General features: G+C 75.9%; 7 protein-coding genes. All 7 read left to right on the top strand.

What is annotated here, in order from left to right; translation table 11 throughout:
• Positions 1-100: 100 nt before the first annotated feature.
• The 7 genes from K4G22_RS06655 to K4G22_RS06620 are packed head-to-tail and all read left to right on the top strand — an operon-like array spanning position 101 to position 19586.
• The gene (locus K4G22_RS06655; protein ID WP_228078816.1) at positions 101-1513 is read left to right on the top strand and encodes an MFS transporter; all 1413 of its coding nucleotides are present in this window, start codon (positions 101-103) and stop codon (positions 1511-1513) included.
• A 2-nt stretch (positions 1514-1515) separates the two neighbouring features.
• Positions 1516-5031 (top strand): amino acid adenylation domain-containing protein, encoded by a 3516-nt coding sequence (locus K4G22_RS06650; protein WP_265590217.1) that lies wholly within the window; start codon positions 1516-1518, stop codon positions 5029-5031.
• A gap of 6 nt (positions 5032-5037) precedes the next feature.
• The gene (locus K4G22_RS06640) at positions 5038-6090 is read left to right on the top strand and encodes a MupA/Atu3671 family FMN-dependent luciferase-like monooxygenase (protein WP_228078815.1); all 1053 of its coding nucleotides are present in this window, start codon (positions 5038-5040) and stop codon (positions 6088-6090) included.
• Positions 6087-10685, top strand: a complete 4599-nt coding sequence (locus K4G22_RS06635) for a non-ribosomal peptide synthetase (RefSeq protein WP_228078814.1) — start codon at positions 6087-6089, stop codon at positions 10683-10685. The genes K4G22_RS06640 and K4G22_RS06635 overlap by 4 nt, the downstream gene beginning before the upstream one ends.
• Positions 10682-14599, top strand: coding sequence for a non-ribosomal peptide synthetase (locus K4G22_RS06630; protein WP_228078813.1), 3918 nt, complete (start codon positions 10682-10684; stop codon positions 14597-14599). The genes K4G22_RS06635 and K4G22_RS06630 overlap by 4 nt, the downstream gene beginning before the upstream one ends.
• Entirely contained in the window at positions 14596-17832 is a 3237-nt protein-coding gene (locus K4G22_RS06625; RefSeq protein ID WP_228078811.1) for a non-ribosomal peptide synthetase, read from the top strand. Before K4G22_RS06630 ends, K4G22_RS06625 begins: the two co-directional genes overlap by 4 nt.
• Positions 17829-19586: a beta-ketoacyl synthase N-terminal-like domain-containing protein gene (locus K4G22_RS06620; RefSeq protein ID WP_228078809.1), complete on the top strand. Its 1758-nt coding sequence runs from the start codon at positions 17829-17831 to the stop codon at positions 19584-19586. Before K4G22_RS06625 ends, K4G22_RS06620 begins: the two co-directional genes overlap by 4 nt.
• Positions 19587-19608 lie beyond the last annotated feature (22 nt).

The following is a 19608-nucleotide window of genomic DNA, read 5'->3' as shown; positions in this document are numbered from 1 at the left end:
AGAGTGGCTCCAGCGTCGCGGAACGGGGCTTATGAACGAGACCAACAGGTCCATTGAGACATCACGTGACAGCGCCCCGTCCGGGGGCCGATTAGCGGGTATGGGGTCCTTCACGCTGATCTGGGCGGGGCATACGGTCGCGCTGGTCGGCAACTCGGTGATGCGGTTCGCCCTGATCATCCAGGCGTGGGCGGACGGTGGCCGGGCCACCTCCGTGGTGCTGCTGTCACTGTGCGCGCTGCTGCCCCAGATCGTGCTCAGTCCCACGGCCGGAGCGCTGATCGACCGGCTGAGCCGGCGTACCGCCCTGCTGCTCGCGGACTTCGGTGGGCTGGTCGCCGTCGGGTTGCTGGGCCTGGTCTATCTGTCCGGTGGCATGCAGCTGTGGCATGTGTACATCACCGTGGCCCTGGTGGGCGCCGCCGCCGCCTTTCAGTACCCCGCACTGGCCTCCGCCGTTCCGCAACTCGTCCGCACGGACCAGTTGCAGCGCGCCAACGGCATGCTCTCGTCCGCCAAGAGCAGTGCCGAGGTCGGTGGTCCCGCGCTCGGTGGGCTGCTGGTCGCGCTCTCCGGGCTCGGCTTCATCATCTGGGTCAACCTCGTCTGCTTCTGCCTCTCCCTGCTGGCCGTGTGGCTGGTCCGCTTCCATGAGACCGCCGCCGACCGCGAGGCGGCGAAGGGTCCGCGGAAGCGGCTGCTGGCCGACTCGCTCGAAGGGCTGCGGGAGCTCTTCGCCCGGCCGAGCCTCCGGGACCTGATGCTGGTGTTCTTCGTCGTCAACCTGGTGATGGTGCTCGGCTTCGCCGCCGTCCAGCCCATGGTGCTGGCCAGGACGGGGAACGACTCCGCCTCGCTCGCCGCGGTCAACACCTGTGTGGGCGTGGGCGGGATCAGCGGCGGGCTGCTCCTCGCCGCCTGGGGCGGGCCGAGGAACCGGGCCCGCGGCATGATGCTCGGCATCGTCGGAATGTGCTTGAGCGCCCAGATCCTGATGGCCAGCGTGCACGGTGTGGTGGCGTGGGGCGGGGCGATGATGCTGGGCGCCCTGCTGTTGCCGCTGGTCAACGGCGCGATGCAGTCCATCGTGCAGACCAAGGTGCCGCAACGGTTGCACGGGCGGGTGTTCGGCGCCGTCGTCTTCGTCTCCCAGCTGTCGATCCCCCTGGCGATGGCCGTCTCGGGGCCGCTCGCCGACCATGTCTTCGAGCCGCAGGCGGCGTCGGAGAGCGGGTTGGTCGGCCTGCTGGAGCCGCTGGTCGGCAGCGGGAAGGGCAGCGGGATGGCCACCCTGCTGCTGCTCGCCGGGGTGCTGGGGATCGCCGCCGCGATCTGGGGCATGTCCCGCCGCACCGTGCGCGATATCGACGCGCTGATGCCGGACCTCGACGCGACGGACACCGATCCGGCGGACCCAGGCCCGGGGGACCCAGAAGACACCGGCCGAGCCGACACCGCACAGGGCCGGAGCCCGGGCGCCGGGCCCGGCGAGAGCAGAAGCGCGGAGGGTTGACCATGCCGTCCCCCACGGTCGGATGCGTACACGAGTCCGTCGCGCGGCACGACGCCGGCGCCACCGCCCTGATCGCCGGCGAACAGCGCGTGACCTACGGGGAGTTGACGGAACGAGCCGCCCGTCTCGAAGCGCTGCTGCGGCGGTGCGGCACCCGGCGCGGCGCCGTGGTCGGCGTGCGCCTCGACCGGGGCGTCGAGCTGGTGGTGGCACTGCTCGCGGTGCTCAGGGCGGGCGCCGCCTACGCAGTGCTGGATCCGGCCCTGCCAGCGGAGCGGCTGCGCGCCATGATCGAGGACGCCGGCGTCGAGACCGTCGTCGGCGACGGGCCCGCGCCCGTGGACGGGACCACGGCGCGCTGGGTGGACGTCCACGACCCGGCCGGGCCGGGCGCCGCCGCGACCGCCGGGCCAGGGGCGACGCCCGAGGACGCCGCCTGTGTGATGTTCACCTCCGGCTCCACCGGCCGCCCCAAGGCCGTGGTGGCCGCGCACCGGGCGATCACCGCCACCGTCACCGGGCAGGACTTCGCCGCGTTCGGCCCCGGCGCCGTCTGGCTCCAGTGCGCCCCGCTCTCCTGGGACGCCTTCGCCCTGGAGCTGTGGGGCCCGCTCATCGGCGGCGGCACCTGCGTGCTGCACCCTCCCGGACGCCAGGACCCGCTGGCCATCGGCCGGTTGGTACGGCGCCACGGCGTCACCGACATGTATCTGTCCGCCAGTCTTTTCAACGTTGTGCTGGACGAGTGCCCCGAGGCGCTCGACGGGCTGCGCCGGCTCACCGTCGGTGGCGAGGCGCTCTCGCCACCGCATGTGGACCGCGCGCTGCGGCGCTGGCCCACGCTCGAACTCCACAACGGATACGGGCCCGTCGAGGGCATGGTGTTCCTCACCACCCACCGGGTGCGGCCGGCGCGGTCCACGGCCGATCAGCCGGTGCCGATCGGACGGGCCCTGGCGGGGCGGCGGCTGCGGGTGCTGGACGGACGGCTGCGGCCGGTCCCCGACGGCGAGCCCGGGGAGCTCTACGCGGCGGGCGAGGGGCTGGCCTTCGGCTATCTGGGCCGGCCGGAGCTGACGGCGGAGCGCTTTGTCGCCGACCCGTACGGCGCGCCGGGCGAGCGGATGTACCGGACGGGCGATGTGGTGCGGCGACGCCCCGACGGCGTCCTGGAGTTCGTCGGCCGCGCCGACGCACAGGTGAAGATCCGGGGCTTCCGCGTCGAACCGGGCGAGATCGAGGCGGTGTTGGCCCGCCACCCACGGGTGGCCAGGGCCGTGGTGCTGGCCAGGGCGGACGGCCTCGGCGAGCGTCAGCTGGTGGCCTATCCGGTCGCCGCCGAGCCTGGCGGGCACGACGCCCTGGTGGCGGAGCTGCGGGCCCATCTCGCCGCCGTCCTCCCGGAGTTCATGGTGCCGGCGGCCTGGGTGCCGCTCGACCGGCTGCCGCTGCTGGCCAACGGGAAGCTCGACCGGGCGGCCCTGCCGGCCCCCGTGACGCCGGCGGCCGGCCGCCCCGACGGGGCCCCGCGCACCGAGACGGAGCGGACGCTCCGCGCGCTCTTCGCCGAGGTGCTTCAGCTGCCGACCGTCGGCGTGCACGACGACTTCTTCGCGCTGGGTGGGCATTCGCTGCTGGCCACCCGGCTGTTGAGCCGGGTGCGGGCCCAGCTCGGCGCCGAGCTCGGCATCCGGGCGGTCTTCGAGGCGCCCACGGTCGCCGGGCTCGCGCCCCGGGTCGCGCTCGCCCCGCGCCCCGCCCGGCGGGCCCCCGGGCCGCGCCCGGCGGCGCTGCCGCTCTCCGCCGCGCAGCGCGGCCTCTGGTTCCTCGACCGGATCGGCGCCGGGGCCGCCTACGCCATGCCGCTGCTGGTGCGGCTCACCGGGCCGGTCGACGCCGATGCCCTCGGCGCGGCGCTGGCCTCCGTCGTCGACCGGCACGAGGCGCTGCGCACCGTCTTCGACGAGCGGGAGGGCGAGCCGGTGCAGCGGGTGCTGCCCAGCGGGGCCGCCCGCCCTCGTCTCGACCAGGTCACCCTGCACCAGGGCGAGGTGCCGAAGCGGCTGACCGAAACGATCCAACGCGGCTTCGACCTGGCCACCGAACCCCCGCTGCGCGCCTGCCTCTTCACCGTCGACGACGGACAACCGCCGTCGTCGCACCTCCTGTTGCTGGTCTTCCATCACATCGCGGTCGACGGCTGGTCGTTGGCGCCGCTGCTGCGTGACCTCTCCCGCGCCTACGCCGGCGAGCCACTGCCACCGCTGCCCCTCCAGTACGCCGACCACGCCCTTGCCCAGGGCCTCGACCCGCACCGCGAGGCGGCGCAACTCGCCTACTGGCGCGCGGCCTTGGCCGACGCGCCGACAGGCCCCCAGCTGCCGGAGCGCCCGGGCGTCCCGGCCGCCGCAGCGCCCGAGGCGGGGACGGTGGTGCGGACGCTGGACGCCGCCACCCACGGCCGGCTGCTGGAGCTGGGCCGGGCGTCGGACGCCACGCTCTTCCACCTGCTGCACGCCGCGCTGGTCGTCGCGCTCAGCCGGGCGGGCGCCGGCCGGGACGTCCTGGTCGGCGCCCCGGTCGCTGGTCGGGGCGGCGCTGGCGAACTGGACGATCTGGTCGGCTACTTCGTCAACCTGCTGGTACTGCGCACCCGTTGGGCGGGCGAGCCGACGCTCGCCGAGCTGCTGGCGGAGGTCGGGCGCGCCGATCTGGCCGCGCTGGCCCATGGCGAGGTGCCCTTCGAGCGGGTGGTGGAGCGGCTCAACCCGCCCAGGAGGCCCGGCCGGCACCCGTTCACCGATGTGGTGCTCGCCCTCCAGAACAACGCCAGGGGCGAGCTGTCGCTGCCCGGCGTCGCGACCCGCGTCGAGGTGCCGCGCACCGGAGTCGCCCGATTCCGGCTGCTGCTCGACGTGACCGAGGAGCACGGCCGGGGGCGGGCGCCGGCGGGGCTCACCCTGACGTGGGAGTACCAGGCGGACGCCGTCGAGCCCGCCCTGGTCGGCTGGCTCGCCGACGCGCTGGGCACCGTGCTGCTGGCGCTGCTCGAAGCCCCCGACACCCGGCTGGCCGCCGTCGACCTGCCGGCACCGCCCATCACCGACCACCAGGCCACCGACCACCAGGCCACCGACCACCAGGCCACCGACCGCCAGGCCACCGAACGTCAAGCCACCGACCGCCAGGCCGTCCAGAGCGGCCCCGCCGCGCAGGGGACGCCCGACGGGGCCTTCGATCCGGCGCTCGCCAGGACCGTCGCCGAGGTCTGGGCCGAGGTGCTCGGCGTCCGACGAGTGGGCCCGCACGAGGACTTCTTCGCGCTCGGCGGCAACTCGCTGCGCGCGGTGCGCGCCGCCGCCCGGATCGCCGCCGCCGGCGGACCACCCGTGACCACCGCGCAGATCTTCGCCCACCCCACCCCCGCCGCCCTGGCGCACGCGCTGGCCCGGCAGCCGGCCGTGGCGCCCGAGGCGCCCATCCCCCGTCAGCGACGCGTCCCCACCCAGGAGAGATGAACCACGGTGGAACTGAGCATCATGTTCTTCGGCGCCGACTCCGCCGGTCAGCGCGCCGAACACGCGGCGAAGTACCAGGACATCCTCGCCATCGCCCGAGCCGCCGACCGGCTCGGCTTCGCCGCCGTATGGACCCCGGAACGCCACTTCCAGCAGGTCGGGCAGGTCTTCCCCAGCCCGCCCGTGCTCAACGCCGCGCTCGCCGTGGCCACCGAACGGATCGCGCTGCGCGCCGGCAGCGTGGTGCTGCCGCTGCACCACCCGCTGCGGGTGGCGGAGGACTGGGCCGTGGTCGACAACCTCTCCGGCGGCCGGGTCGGCTTCTCCGTCGCCACCGGCTGGCACTCGGCTGACTTCGTGCTGGCGCCCGACGCCTACGCCGACCGCCGCGCGCGGGCCCTCGCCGACATCCCGCTGCTGCGCCGGCTCTGGGCGGGCGAGGCCGCCGAGTTCACCGACGGCGCCGGCGAACGGATCGCCGTCAGCCCCCAACCCGTCCCCGTCCAACCGGCGTTGCCGCTCTGGCTGACCACCTCGGGATCCCCCGCGACCTGGGAGGCCGCCGGCGCCCTGCGCACCGGGGTGCTGGGCGCCACCGTCGGCCAGAGCCGCGCCGACCTGGCCGGGCTGATCGGCCGCTACCGCGCCGCGTTCGCCGCCGCGCCCGCCCAGCTCGGCGCGCGGCGGGACGGCGCGGTCACGCTGATGGCGCACACCTTCGTCGGCGCCGACGACGCCGAGGCGCGGCGGCTGGCCGAGGCGCCGCTCAAGGCATATCTGCGCTCCTATGTGCGGCAGACCTCGGCGAACCGGGGCGCGGCCGGCGGCGGCGCCGGACTCGACGAGCGCCAGCTGGACGCCCTCACCGAGTTCGCCTTCCACCGCTACCTCAACTGGGGCAGCCTCCTCGGCTCGCCGGACCGCTGCGCGCTGATGCTCGCCGACCTGCGGGACCTCGGCTGCGACGAGGTCGCCTGCTTCGTGGACTTCGGGCTCGACCGGGACCAGGTGATCGCGGGCCTGCACCGCCTCGCCGACATCGGAAAGGACCTCCTATGACGTCTTCGCCGCCCCTCGCGGACCGGTTCGCCGCGCTCACCGGCGAGCAGCGGCAACGGCTGATGCGGCGCCTGGTCGCGGCAGGCCAGGCCGAGGCGATCCCGGCGGTGGTCCCGCCCAGGGACGGTGACGCGCCGCTGCGGCTCAGCCCGGCCCAGGAGGACCTCTGGGTCTTCGACGAGCTGTATCCGGACACGGCCGCGCTCAACCTGTGCTGTGCCTACCACTTCGAAGGGCCCGTCGACCCGGCCGAGTTGGAGCGCGCGCTGACCCTGCTGCGACGCAACCACGACGTGTTGCGCACCCGGCTCGGCGGCCCGCCGGAGGCGCCGGACGTCAGCTTCCCGCCGGCCGAGCCCTTCGTGTTGGAACGCGTCGACCTGCGCGGTTCCGAGCGCCAACTCGACGACGTCTTCGCCGAGTTCCGGCGGCGCCCGTTCGACCTGCGGGGGGAGGGGCTGATGCGCGGCCGGTTCGTCACCGTCGACGACCGGCGCCGCACGCTGATGCTGAGCCTGCACCACATCGTCACCGACTGGTGGTCCTTCGACGTGCTGCACACCGAGTTCGCCGAGACCTACCGGGTGGTGCGCGAGGGCGGCGCCCCGCCGCCGAGGCCGGCCATCCAGTACGCCGACTTCGCCGCCTGGCAGCGGGAGTTGGAGCGGGCCGGGGTGTTCGAGGCGCGGCTCGCGTTCTGGCGCGACTACCTCGCCGACCCGCCCCAGCGGCTGGCGCCCCACGGCCCGGCGCCGGCCGCGTCCGGCCGTTCGCCAGCCATCGCGCAGCTCCCGTTCCGGCTGGGCGCCGACGTCGAACGCCGGACGCGGGCGCTCGCCCGCGAACGCGGCACCACCGTCTACGGGGTGCTGATGTCCGCGTTCGCCGCCTTCGCCGGGCGGTTGGGCGACACGGACGACCTGGTGCTCGGCACGCCCGTCGCCAACCGCGCGGCCAAGGGCCTGGAGCGGGTCATCGGCTATGTGATGAACGCGGTCCCGACCCGCTGGCGGATCGGCCCCGACACCACCTTCGGCGACCTGCTCGGCGGATTCGCCACGGACTTCCCCCGCGTGCTGGCCCACGCCGACCTGCCCGTCGGCCGGATCGTGGCGGCCACCGCGCCGGAGCGTGACGCGGGCCGGTCGCCGCTCTTCCAGTGGGTGTTCATGTATCTGCCCCGGCAGGAAAGCGTCCGGCGGATCAGGGAGTTCGCCGAGCCCGAGCGCATCCACACCGGCGGCGAACACGATCTGGTCTGCGTCGTCCAGGACGCCGACGACGGCTTCGCCGGCACCATCGAGGTCCGCGTCGACCGGCTGCCGGCCGCCGTCGTGGCGCACTGGGCGGAGAGCTTCGCCACGTTCCTGGCGCGACTGCTGGCGGCCCCGGAGGCGCCCGTCGCCGCCCATCGGCTGCTGACGCCCGAGGCACACCGCCGGCTGCTCGCCACCCCGCCGGGGCCCCCGGCCGAGCGTCCCCCTGGGCTGCCCGCGCTGGTCGAACGGTGGGCGGCGGAACGTCCCACCGCCCCGGCGCTCGACGACGGCGACACGGTGCTCGACTACGCCACGCTCGCCGACCGGGTCGCCCGGCTCGCCGGTCGGCTCGCCGCGCTGGGCGCCGGACCCGGCACCCTGGTGGCGCTCGCCCTCGGCCGCTCGGCCGCCGCCACCGTGGCCACCCTCGCCGTGCAGCGCGCCGGCGCCGCCCACCTGCCCGTCGACCCCGGCCACCCGGAGCGCCGGGTGCGCCAACTGCTGGCGGACGCACGGCCCGTGCTGCTGCTCGTCGCCCCCGACGCCGCGCCACCGGCCGGCAGCGGGACGCCGACGCTGGTCGTGGACGACGACGCCTGGTCGGGCGAGCCGCTGACCGCCCGTCCACCGCTGCCCGACGAGGCGGCCTATGTGATCCACACCTCAGGCACCACGGGCCGCCCCAAGGGCGTGGTGGTGCCGCACGCCGGCGTCGCCACCCTGGCCGGCGCGCTCGCCGACGCCTTCGCGCTGGACCCCGACAGCCGGGTGCTGCAAGCCGGTTCGCCGACCTTCGACATCTCCGTCGCCGAGCTGGCGATGGCCTTCCACGCCGGCGCCACCCTCGTCGTCCCGCCGCCCGGCGGGCTGGCCGGCGAGGCGCTCGCCGAGGTGCTGCGCGAGAGCCGGATCAGCGCCACCCTGCTGCCGCCGGCGCTGCTCGCCGGAGTGGCGCCCGACGAGGTGCCGGAGCTCCGCACGGTGGGCGTCGGGGCCGAGCCCTGCCCGCCGGCGCTGGTCGCGCTCTGGGCCGGTGCCGGACGGCGGATGGTCAACGCCTACGGGCCGACCGAGGCCACCGTCGCCGTCACCCTCTCCGATCCGCTGGACGGAGCGGCCGAAACGGTGCCCATCGGCCGGCCCGTCGCCGGGGTGCGGGCCCATGTGCTGGACCGCGCGCTGCGCCCGGTGCCCGTCGGGGTGGCCGGCGAACTCTATGTGGGCGGCCCCGGATTGGCCCGTGGCTACCTCGGCGGGGCGGCGCGCACCGCCGAACGGTTCCTCGCCGACCCGCACGGTCCCCCCGGAGCACGGATGTACCGCACGGGGGACCTGGTGCGTCGCCGCCCCGACGGCCAACTCGACTTCCTGGCCCGGGTGGACGCCCAGGTCCAGCTGCGCGGCCTGCGGGTCGAGCCCGCCGAGGTGGCCTCGGCGCTCGCCGAACACCCGGCGGTCGACCGGGCGGTGGTGGCGGTCAGGGGACAGCGGCTGGTCGGCTATGTGGTGCCGCGCGCTGGTGAGGCGCCACCCGCCCCCGAGGAGCTGCGCGCCTTCCTCGGCGACCGGCTGCCGGCCGCGCTGGTGCCGACCGCGTTCCTGACGCTGGAGGCGGTGCCGCTCACCCCCGCGGGAAAGACCGACCTGGCGGCACTGCCCGCCCCCGAGGCGGCCGAGCCGGCCGGCGATCCGGCACCGGGGGACCCCAGGGCGACCGCCATCGGCGCGCTGTTCGCCGAGGTGCTCGGGGTGCCGTCGGTCGGCGCCCACGACGGGTTCTTCGACCTCGGCGGCGACAGCGTCAAGGCCATCCAACTCGCCCACCGGGCCCGCGCGGTCGGCCTCGCGTTCACCCCGGCGGAGCTCTTCGGCGCCCAGACGCCCGACCAACTGGCCCCGCTCGCCCGGGTGGTCGAGGCGAAGGGCGGCGGCGCGGGCGACGACGGGGTCGGCCGGGCGCCGCTCACCCCGATGGCCCACTGGTGGCTCGCGCAGGGCGGCGAACCGGACCGGTTCCTGATGGCGGCCCTGCTGCCGACCCCGGCCGACAGCGACGAGAAGCGGATCGACGGCGCCCTGCGGACGTTGGCGAGGCGGCATGGCGCGCTGCGGCTGCGGCTGGTCGGGGACGCCGACGACGGGCCCGCCGTCGAGGTGCCGCCCGCCGCCACGCACCCGCCGGCGCCGGCCGACCGGGTGGCGGCGGCCGGCTGGAGCGCCGAGGAGGTGACCGCAAGGGCCGGCGCGCTGGCCGCCGCCACCCGGATCGACCCCGAGGCCGGGCCGCCGCTGCGCGCCGTCTGGTTCGACGCCGGCCCTGGGCGCGGCGGCCGGCTGCTGCTGGTGGTGCACCATCTGGCCGTCGACGGCGTCTCCTGGCGGGTCGTCGCCCGGGACCTGGCGGCGCTCCTCGCGGACCCCGCGGCCGACGCCCGCACGCTGCCGCCGCCCGGTGCCTCCTTCCGCCGCTGGGCCACCCTGCTGGCCGCCGAAGCCAGCTCAGGGGATCGGCTCCGTGCACAACTTCCCTACTGGCGGCAGGCGTTGGCGGGGCCCGAGGCCAGGCTGGCGCCCGGTGTCGCGGTGGCGGGCGAACGGGCCACCGTGGTCGTCGAGCTGTCCGCCGAGCAGACCGCGCCGCTGCTGCGGGAGCTGCCGAACGCCTGGCGCTGCGGCACCGAGACGGTGCTGTTGACCGCGCTCGCCGCCGCCGGCGCCCGCTGGCGCGGCGACGGCGGGGCGCTCCTCGTCGATCTGGAGGGGCACGGCCGCGACGGGCTGCCGGACGGCCCCGATGTCTCCGAAGCCGTCGGCTGGTTCACCACCCAGTACCCGGTCCGGCTGGACGCGGCGGGCGAGGCCACCGGCGAGGCGCTGCGCCGCGTGAAGGAACGGCTGCGCGCCGTCCCCTCCACAGGTCTTGGCTGGGGTCTGCTGCGCCGGCTGGACCGGGAGGCGGGCCACGAGCTGGCCCGACTGCCCCTGCCCGATGTCCGGTTCAACTATCTGGGCGCTGTCGCCGGCACCTCGGGCGACGCCCCGGAGGTGGAGCTGCTCGGCATGTCGGGGGACGCGCTGCCGCTCGCCCATCTGGTGGAGCTGGACGCGGTGGTCGGCCAGGGGCCCGACGGGCCCCGGCTGCTGGCGAGTTGGTCCTACGCCGCCGGCGCGCTCGACGAGGCCGGGGTGCGGGAGCTGGCCGGGCTGTGGAGCTCGGCGCTCGACGCGCTGGTCGCCCACACCCGCACCGGCGCGGTCGCCGCGCCCAGCGCCGCCGACTTCCCGCTCGTCGAGCTCTCCGACGACCAACTACAGGCGTTCGAGGGGGAGTTGTGAGCGGAAAACTGGCCGATGTGCTGCCGCTCGCGCCGGCGCAACGCGGCCTGCTCTTCCATGCGCTCCTCGACCCCGAGGGACCGGACCCCTATCTGGTGCGGGCGAGGTTCCGGGTCGAGGGGCGCCCCGATCCCGGGCGGCTGCGCCAGGCGGTCGCCGCCCTGCTGGAGCGCCACCCCAACCTCCGCGCCTGCTTCCGCCACCGGGGCCTGGAACAGCCGGTCGCGCTGATCCCCCGACGGGTCGAGGTGCCCTGGCACGAGGTGGATCTGACCGGCCGGCCGCCGGACGAGGCCGAGGCCGCGCTGGAACGGCTGCTCGCCCCCGACGAGGAGCCCCGTCTCGACCTTGCCGGCGCGCCGCTGCTGCGGGCCACCGAGGTGCGGCGCGACGGGGCCACCGAGCTGCTGCTGGCGATCCATCACATCCTGCTGGACGGCTGGTCGATGCCGCTGCTCGCGCGGGAGCTCAACGCCCTCTGGCGACGCGCCCCGCTGCCGCCGCCCGCCGCCTACCGCGACTATCTGGTCTGGCTGCGCGGCCAGGACCAGCGACCGGCCCTCGACGCCTGGCGGGACGCGCTCGCCGGCCTCACCCCGCTGACCTCCCAGCCGGCCGGCACCGGCCCGCCCGGCACCCTGGACGTGGAGCTGCCGGCGGAGCTGAGTGCCGCCCTGGCCCGCACCGCCCGCGCCGCCGGCTGCACGGCCAACACCGTCGCCCAGGTGGCGTGGGCGCTGGTGCTGGCCAGAACGACGGGCCGCCAGGACGTGGTCTTCGGCGGCGTGGTCTCCGGGCGCCCCGTCGAACTCCCCGGCGTGGAACGGATGATCGGCCTCTTCCTCAACACCCTCCCGGTCCGCGTCCGGCTGCGCCCGGGGGAGAGCGTGGGCGACCTGCTGCGCCGGGTGCGCGACGAACAGCTGGCGCTCTCCGCGCACCACCAGGTGCAGCTCGCCGACGTCCAGGCGGCGGCGAGCCCCGGCGGCGGGCCGCTCTTCGACACCGTGCTTGCCTTCGAGAACTACCCGAGGGCAGGGCTCGCCGCCGACGCGGGCCCGGCGCTGCTGGAGACCAGGGACGCCACCCACTACCCGCTCTCCGTCGCCGTCGTCGCCGGCACCCGCTGGCTGCTGCGGCTCGGGCACCGGGGCCAGGGGGAGGCCCCAAGGCTCGCCGACCGGCTGGTGCGGGCCTTCGAACTGCTCGCCGCGACCGACCTCGAAGCCGAGGCGGCCCGGATCGAGGTGCTGCCCGAGCGCGAACGGCTGGCGCTGCTCACCGCCGGACGAGGCGCCGCCCAGGGGCCGCCGCACCCCGCCACCGTCACCGCCCGGTTCGCCGCCCGCCGCGCCGAAACCCCCTCGGCCCCAGCCGTCGAGGACGGTGAACGTGTCTACAGCTACGCGGAGTTGGACGTGGCCGCCTCCCGTCTCGCCGCCCGTCTCGCGGCGGCGGGCGCAGGGCCTGAGCGCACGGTGGCGCTGGCGCTGCCCCGTTCGGCCGAGCTGGTCGTCGCCCAGCTCGCCACGCTCAGAACCGGCGCCGCCTATCTGCCCATCGACCCGGCGCAGCCCCCCGACCGGCTCGCCCGGCTGCTGGGGGACGCGGGCAGCCGCCTCCTGGTCGCCGCCGAACGCCCGGGATGGCTGCCGCCGGACGTGGGCCATCTGACGCCGGAAGGACCGGAGTCGGCGTCGCCCCCGCTCGCGGAACCCCGGCCGGAGGCGGTGGCCTGCCTGCTGTACACCTCGGGCTCCACCGGCGCGCCCAAGGGCGTGCTGGTCACCCACCGCGGGCTGGTCGCGTTCGCCGACGACCAGCACTTCCGGCGCCCGGGACACCGGCGGGTGCTCTTCCACAGCCCCCACACCTTCGACGCCGCCAGCTACGAGGTGTGGGTGCCGCTGCTCAACGGCGGCACCGTCGTCGTCGCCCCACCGGGGCCGCCCGACCCCTGCGCCCTCGGCGCCACCATCGCCGCCCACCGGGTCACCGCCCTGCTGCTCACCGCCGAACTCCTGCGCGCCGTCGCCGAGTTCGCCCCCGAGGCCGTCGAGGGCCTGACCGAACTCTGGACCGGGGGAGACGCCGTCTCCGCCGAGGCGGTCGCCCGGCTCCGCGCGCACTGCCCCGACACCGTCGTCACCAACGCCTACGGCCCCACCGAGGCCACCGTCGCCGCCACCGCCCACCGCTGCGACACCGCCGGTGCCACCCCCATCGGCCGGCCGCTCGACCATGCCCGCGTCCATGTCCTCGACGCCCGGCTCAGGCCGCTGCCCGCCGGGCGGACGGGGGAGCTGTATCTCGCCGGCGAGGCGCTCGCCCGCGGCTACCACGGCCAACCCGCCCGCACCGCCGAACGGTTCGTCGCCGACCCGCACGGCCCCCCTGGCACGCGCATGTACCGCACCGGCGACCTGGCCCGCTGGACGCCGGACGGGCTGCTGGAGTTCGCCGGGCGCGCCGACGACCAGGTCAAGGTGCGCGGCTTCCGGGTGGAGCCGGCCGAGATCGAGGCCGCCCTGGAGCGCTGCCCCGACATCGCGCGGGCCCAGGTCACCGCCCCGCCGGCCCCGGGCGGCGGGCGGCGGCTGGCCGCCCATCTGGTGCTTGCCGCCGGCGGCACCCTCGACCGGGCGCGCCGCCACGCCGCCGGCACCCTGCCCGGACATCTGCTGCCCACCCTCTGGGCCGTGCTCGACCGGCTGCCGCTCACCCCCCATGGCAAGGTCGACCGGGCGGCCCTTCCCGAACCCACCCCGGCGGCGTCCACCACCGTGGACGCCCAGCCGGCGACCGACGCCGAACGGGCCCTCTGCCGGGCCTTCGCCAGCGTGCTGGAACTGCCCCAGGTCCCCGTCGATCTGGACTTCTTCGGCGCCGGCGGCACCTCCCTGCTGGCGCTGCGGCTCGCCGCCCGGGTCGAGGACGAGCTGGGCGTCGCCGCACCCCTCGCCCTGCTCTTCGAGGCCCGCACCCCCGCCGCCCTCGCCCGGCGCCTCAGCCCCGACGCCCCCGAAACCCGCGACGCTCCCGACGCCCCCGAAACCCCCGCCGCCCCCGGCTCCGTTCAGGGCGGCGCGGCGGGGCTCGCCCCGCTGCTGACGCTCCGTCAGGGGCGAGACGATCCGCCGCTGTTCTGTGTCCACTCCGGGCTCGGCCTCGGCTGGGGCTATACCGCGCTGCTGCCGCGCCTCGCGCCGGGGCGGGCCGTCCACACCCTGCAACTCCCCGGCCTCGACGACCCCGGGGCGCCGCTGCCCACCACCCTGGGCGACCTCGCCGAGGAACATCTGCGACGCCTCCGCGCACTGCGCCCCGAGGGCCCCTATCTGCTGCTGGGACACTCCCTCGGCGGCCTCCTCGCCTATGAGATGGCCGCACGCCTGACCCGCGAGGGCGAGCGCGTCGACCTCCTCGCGGTGCTCGACGCCATCCCCGCCACCCCCGAGGAGACGACCTTTCCCGTCGACGAGCGACAGCTGGAACAGGAGTCGCTGAGCGTCCTCTCGCGGCAGTCGGCGCCCGAAGCGCTCGCAGCCGTCGGCCCGTTGGACCGTGCCGAGGTCTTCACCGCCGCGCTCAGAACCGGCGCCGCCTTCGCCGGCCAGCCCCCCGCCCTCCTGGAGAACCTGCTGCGGCTGCGCCTCAACAGCGCCCGCCTCGCCCGCCGTTGGCAGCCGCCCGAGTACCGGGGCCGGCTGCTGCTGTGCTCCGCCGCCCGGGAGCCCGACGTCCCGTCCACCACGGCCAAGGCCGACCGCTGGCGAGCCGCGGGGGCCACCGTGGACGCCCACGAACTGCCCTGCCGCCACACCCAGATGCTCGACCCGCCGTATGCCGGCCGGATCGCGTCCCTCGTCACCGCCACGCTGGAAGCCCAGCCCGCCCAGGGAGGATCGCCGTGATCTACGAGTTCCCCGTCTCACCCGCGCAGAGCCGGCTCCTCGTCCTGGACCGCATGCATCCGGGCACCGCGCAGTACAACGTGCCCGCCGGGTTCCGCGTGCGGGGCCCGTTCGACCAGGCGGCGTTCGTCCGCGCCCTGGACGCGCTGGTCGCCCGCCACGAGTCGCTGCGCACCGTGTTCCCGGCGCGCGCCACCGGCGAGGGCGGCGTCCCGGCCCAGGTGGTGTCGGCGACGGCACGCGCCGAGGTGACCCACCACGCCCGGGTGCCGGCCGGCGACGTCGAGACGCGGATGCTGACCGAGGCGGCCCGCCCCTTCGACACCGAGACGGGCCCGCTGCTGCGCTGCTCGCTCTACGCCGTGGCCGACGGCAGCCACCGTGTGCTGCTGGTGGCGCACCATCTGGTCTGCGACGGCTGGTCGTTGCAGCAGATGCTGCGCGAACTCTCCGCCGACTACGCCGCGTTCACCGACGGCCCACCCGAGCGTTCCACCGCGCTCCCCGAACCAGCGCTCCAGTACCCGGACTACGCCGTCTGGCAGCGGGAGCGGCTGGCCGCCGGCGGCTACGCCGAGGCCGTCGCGCACTGGGCCGGGCAGCTGGCCGGCGCCCCCGACACCACCGCGCTCCCCGTCGACCGGCCCCGGCCGGCCCGGCGCACCACGGACGGCGGCGTGGTCCGCTTCGTGCTGCCACCCGCGACGCTGACCAGGGTCGGCGAGCTGGCCAGGGCCCGCCAGGGCACCCCGTTCATGGCCCTCCTCGCCGCCTTCGCCGCGTTCCTCGGCCGGCTCAGCGACCAGGACGACCTGGTCGTCGGGGTGCCGGTCTCGGGGCGCGACCGGCCCGAACTCCACGACATGGTCGGCATGTTGACCAACACCCTCGCCATCCGCTGCGAGCTGGCCGGGGAGCCGAGCTTCGCCGAGCTGATCGACCGGGTGCGGGAGCGGCTGCTGGCCGGCCAGTCCCATCAGGACGCCCCCTTCGAAGCCGTCGTGGACGCGGTGGCTCCGCACCGGGCCGTCGGCCACGACCCCCTGGTCCAGGTGATGTTCGCCTACGACGACGACACCCGACTCGTCCTCGACCTGGCGAACACCGACACCCGGCGCGTCGAACTCCCCCTGGACACGGCCAAGTTCGACCTGCTGCTCTATGTGGAGCGGATCGGCGACGAGCTGGTCGCCTCGCTGATCCACTCCACCGACCTCATCGGCCAGGACACGGCCAGGCGCTGGGTGCGCGCCTTCGAGACCCTGTTGGACTCCCTGCTGGCCGCGCCCGACGCACCGATCAGGGCCGCCACGCTGCTCCCCGCCGACGAACGGGACTGGCTCGCGAAGATCGGCGACCGGACGGCCGAAGCCGCCCCGCCGCAGCCGCTGGTGCCGGAGCTGATCGCCGCACAGGCCGCGCTGCGGCCCGAAGCGCCCGCCCTGCACTACCGGGAGACCACCCTCAGCTACCGCCAACTCCTCGACCGGGCCGACCGGTTGGCGGCCCGGCTGCGCGCCGCCGGGGTGCGGCCCGACACCGTCGTCGGCCTGCTGCTGCCCCGTTCGGTCGAGATGGCCGTCGCCGCGCTGGCCGTGCTGCGCGCCGGCGGCGCCTACCTCCCGCTCGACCCGGGGCACCCGGTGGCCAGGCTGCGCTACATGGTCGGCGACTCCGCCGCGCCGCTGCTGCTCGCCGACGCGACCACCGCGCCCCTCGCCGACCAGCTCGGCCCGCCGGTGCTCAGGGCCGACGTCGAGCAGGCCGTGCGGGCGCCGGCCGAGCCGCCGCCCGCGCCCACCCCGAGGAACCTCGCCTACCTCCTCTACACCTCGGGCTCCACCGGCACCCCCAAGGGCATCGCCGTGGAACACCGGGCCCTCGCCAACCTCTGCGTGGCCGTCCGCGCCGCCTTCCCGCTGGACGCCGACGACCGGGTGCTCCAGTACGTCAACTTCGGGTTCGACGTGGCCGTCTCCGATCTCTTCCTCACCTGGACCGTGGGCGCCGAGCTGCATATCGCCGGCGACGACGAGCGCCTCGGCGAACCGCTGCTGGCCCGGCTGCGCGACTCCCGCATCAGCTATGTGTTCCTGCCGCCGTCCGCCGCCCTCTCCATCCCCGAGCCCGAGGGGCGCCTGCCCGACCTGCGGAGCCTGGTGGTGGGCGGCGAGGCCTGCCCGGCCGAGCTGGTCGAACGCTGGTCGGCGCCGGGCCGCCGCGTCGTCGACGCCTACGGCCCCAGCGAGGCCACCGTCTACGCCACCACCGAGGACCTGCGGCCCGGCGTCCCCGTGGCCATCGGCGAGCCGGTGCCGGGCGCCCGGGTGACGGTGCTCGACTCGGGGTTGCGCCCCGTCCCGGTCGGCGTCACGGGCGAGATCCATATCGCCGGCGCCAGCCTCGGCCGTGGCTACCCGGGGCGCCCAGGGCTGACCGCCCAACGCTTCGTCGCCGACCCCTACGGCCCCCCTGGATCGCGCATGTACCGCACCGGCGACCTGGGGCGCTTCGACGCGGACGGCCGGCTGCACTACCTCGGGCGCATCGACACCCAGGTCAAGGTGCGCGGCTTCCGCGTCGAACTCGGCGAGATCGAGAGCGTGTTGGCGGGACATCCGGATGTCGCGATGGCCGCCGCCGATGTGCGCGGCGAGGCCGCCGACCGCCATCTGGCGGCCTATGTGGTGCCGGCCGAAGGACGCCGCCCCACCGAGGCCGCGCTGCGCCTCCACCTCGCCGAGCGGCTGCCGAGCTATATGGTCCCCGAGTACGTCACCCACCTCGACGAACTCCCGCTGAACCGCTCGGGCAAGGTCGAACGCGCCCGGCTGCCCGCGCCGCACCGGGCCGCCGCCGACCCGGAACGACCCCATGTCGAACCCGAGACCGACACCCAACGGCGGGTCGCCGCCGTCTGGGCCGAGGTGCTGGGCCATGACCGGATCGGCGCCCACGACAACTTCTTCGACCTCGGCGGCAACTCCGTCCGGCTGCTCGCCGTCCTCGAAGCGCTCAACGAGCCGACCGACGGAGCACCGGGCCAGGGCCTCACCCTGGTCGACCTCTTCCGGCACCCCAGCCTGGCCGCCCTCGCGGCCCACCTGGACCGACCACACCACCGTCCGGCGATCCCGGACGGCGACAGTGACGCCGCGCGGCGCGGCCAGGACCGCCGCCGACGCCTCACCTCGGGCCGCGGCGCCCGACCCCGGAAAGGCAGCACACCGTGACGCATCCCGCTTCCGCCCCGACCGCCGAGGACGCCGCCGGCTCCGTCGCGATCACCGGCATGCACGGCCGGTTCCCCGGCGCCGCCGACCTGGACGTCTACTGGTCCAACCTGCGCCAGGGCGTCTGCTCCCTGCGGGACTTCACCGCCGACGAGCTGCGCGCCGCCGGCGTCCCCGAGGACGAGCTGAGCCACCCCGCCTACGTTCCGACCAAGGGCTGGCTGGCCGACGCCGACCGGTTCGACGCCGCCGCCTTCGGCTTCCACCGCGCCGAGGCCGCCGCGCTCGACCCACAGCACCGGCTGCTGCTGGAGAGCGCCTGGGCCGCCCTTGAGGACGCCGGCTACCACCCGGAGAAGGCGCCGGCCAAGACCGCGGTCTATGTCGGCGGCAGCCTCACCGAACACCTGCTGGCCGCCAGCGGCGACCGCCGACTGGCCACCACCCTCGGCGCGACCCAGCTGCGCATCCTCACCGACCGGGAGTTCCTCGCCCCCTGGATCTCCTACCGGCTCGGCCTCGACGGGCCCAGCATGACGGTGGGGACCGCCTGCTCCACCTCGCTGGCCGCCGTCCACCTCGCCGTCCAGGCGCTGTTGGGCGGCGAGTGCGACGCGGCGCTCGCCGGCGGCGTCGCCGTGGACGCCGTCGAACCGCGCGGCTACACCTACTACGAGGGCGGCGTCTACGCCCCTGACGGCCGCTGCCGCCCGTTCGACGAGCGCGCCTCCGGCACCGTCCCCGGCAACGGCGTCGGCCTGGTGGTGCTGCGCCGCCTGGAGGACGCCCTCGCCGACGGCGATCCGATCCACGCGGTGATCCGAGGCACCGCGATCACCAACGACGGGGCGGGGAAGGTCGGTTTCACCGCACCAGGCGTCGCCGGGCAGACCGCCGCCATCGAGGAGGCCTGGTCGGCCGCCGGGCTCGACCCGGCCCAGGCCCGGTGCCTGGAGGCGCACGGCACCGGCACCAGGCTCGGCGACCGCGTCGAGGCCGAGGCGGCGGCGACGGCCTTCGCCGGCGCCGGACGTGGCCGGGTCGCGCTCGGCTCGGTGAAGGCCAACATCGGGCATCTGGACGCGGCGGCCGGCGTCGCCGCGCTGATCAAGACGGCGCTGATGCTGCGCCACCGTACCCTGGTCCCCTCCGCGGGCGTCAGCGACGCGAACCCCGAACTCGGCTTGGACGAGGGTCCCTTCCGGCTGCCGCGCGCGTGCGAGCCGTGGGCAGGCGCGGTCGGCGTGCCCCGTCTCGCGGGCGTCAGCTCGGTCGGCATCGGCGGCACCAACGTGCACGCCGTGCTGACGGAGGCACCGGAGCGCTCCCCTGGCGCCCGCCGGGCCGCGCCGACGCCCCGCGCCTTCACCCGGGAGTCCTACCCCGCGCTGCGCTTCCCCGGCTCGGCCCCCGCCGCCGCTCCCGCCGTGGCGGCCGAGGCTCCGGCGGAGCCGGCTGACCTCACCGCGCGGGTCCACGCACTGCTGATCGAGGCGCTGGAGCTGCCGGGCGACGAGGCGCTGGACGTCGGCTACTTCGAGGCCGGCGGCGACTCCCTCACCGCCGTCCACCTCATCGGCCGGCTCCGCGACGAGCATGGCGTCGAGGTGCCCATCACCCTCTTCCTTGAGGAGGCCCCGCTGCGCGAGTTGGCCGCCCGCGTCGCCGCCGAGGTGCGCGTCACGGCGGAGGGCCCGCTGGCCTCGCTGCTCGACGAGATCGAGAACGAGAACCAGATCGAGAACGAGAGCTGACCCGTCCGCGCTCGTGGGCGGT

It is taken from the genome of Streptomyces profundus (assembly GCF_020740535.1).
Classification (GTDB): domain Bacteria; phylum Actinomycetota; class Actinomycetes; order Streptomycetales; family Streptomycetaceae; genus Streptomyces; species Streptomyces profundus.
The sequence above is the reverse complement of the archived record's forward strand: the minus strand, read 5'-3'. Positions and strand labels throughout refer to the sequence as shown.

Bases quoted from the DNA above. Each gene is read 5' to 3' on its own strand.
- K4G22_RS06655 (WP_228078816.1), top strand. From the start codon at position 101: ATGGGGTCCTTCACGCTGATCTGGGCGGGGCATACGGTCGCGCTGGTC.
- K4G22_RS06650 (WP_265590217.1), top strand. From the start codon at position 1,516: ATGCCGTCCCCCACGGTCGGATGCGTACACGAGTCCGTCGCGCGGCAC.
- K4G22_RS06635 (WP_228078814.1), top strand. From the start codon at position 6,087: ATGACGTCTTCGCCGCCCCTCGCGGACCGGTTCGCCGCGCTCACCGGC.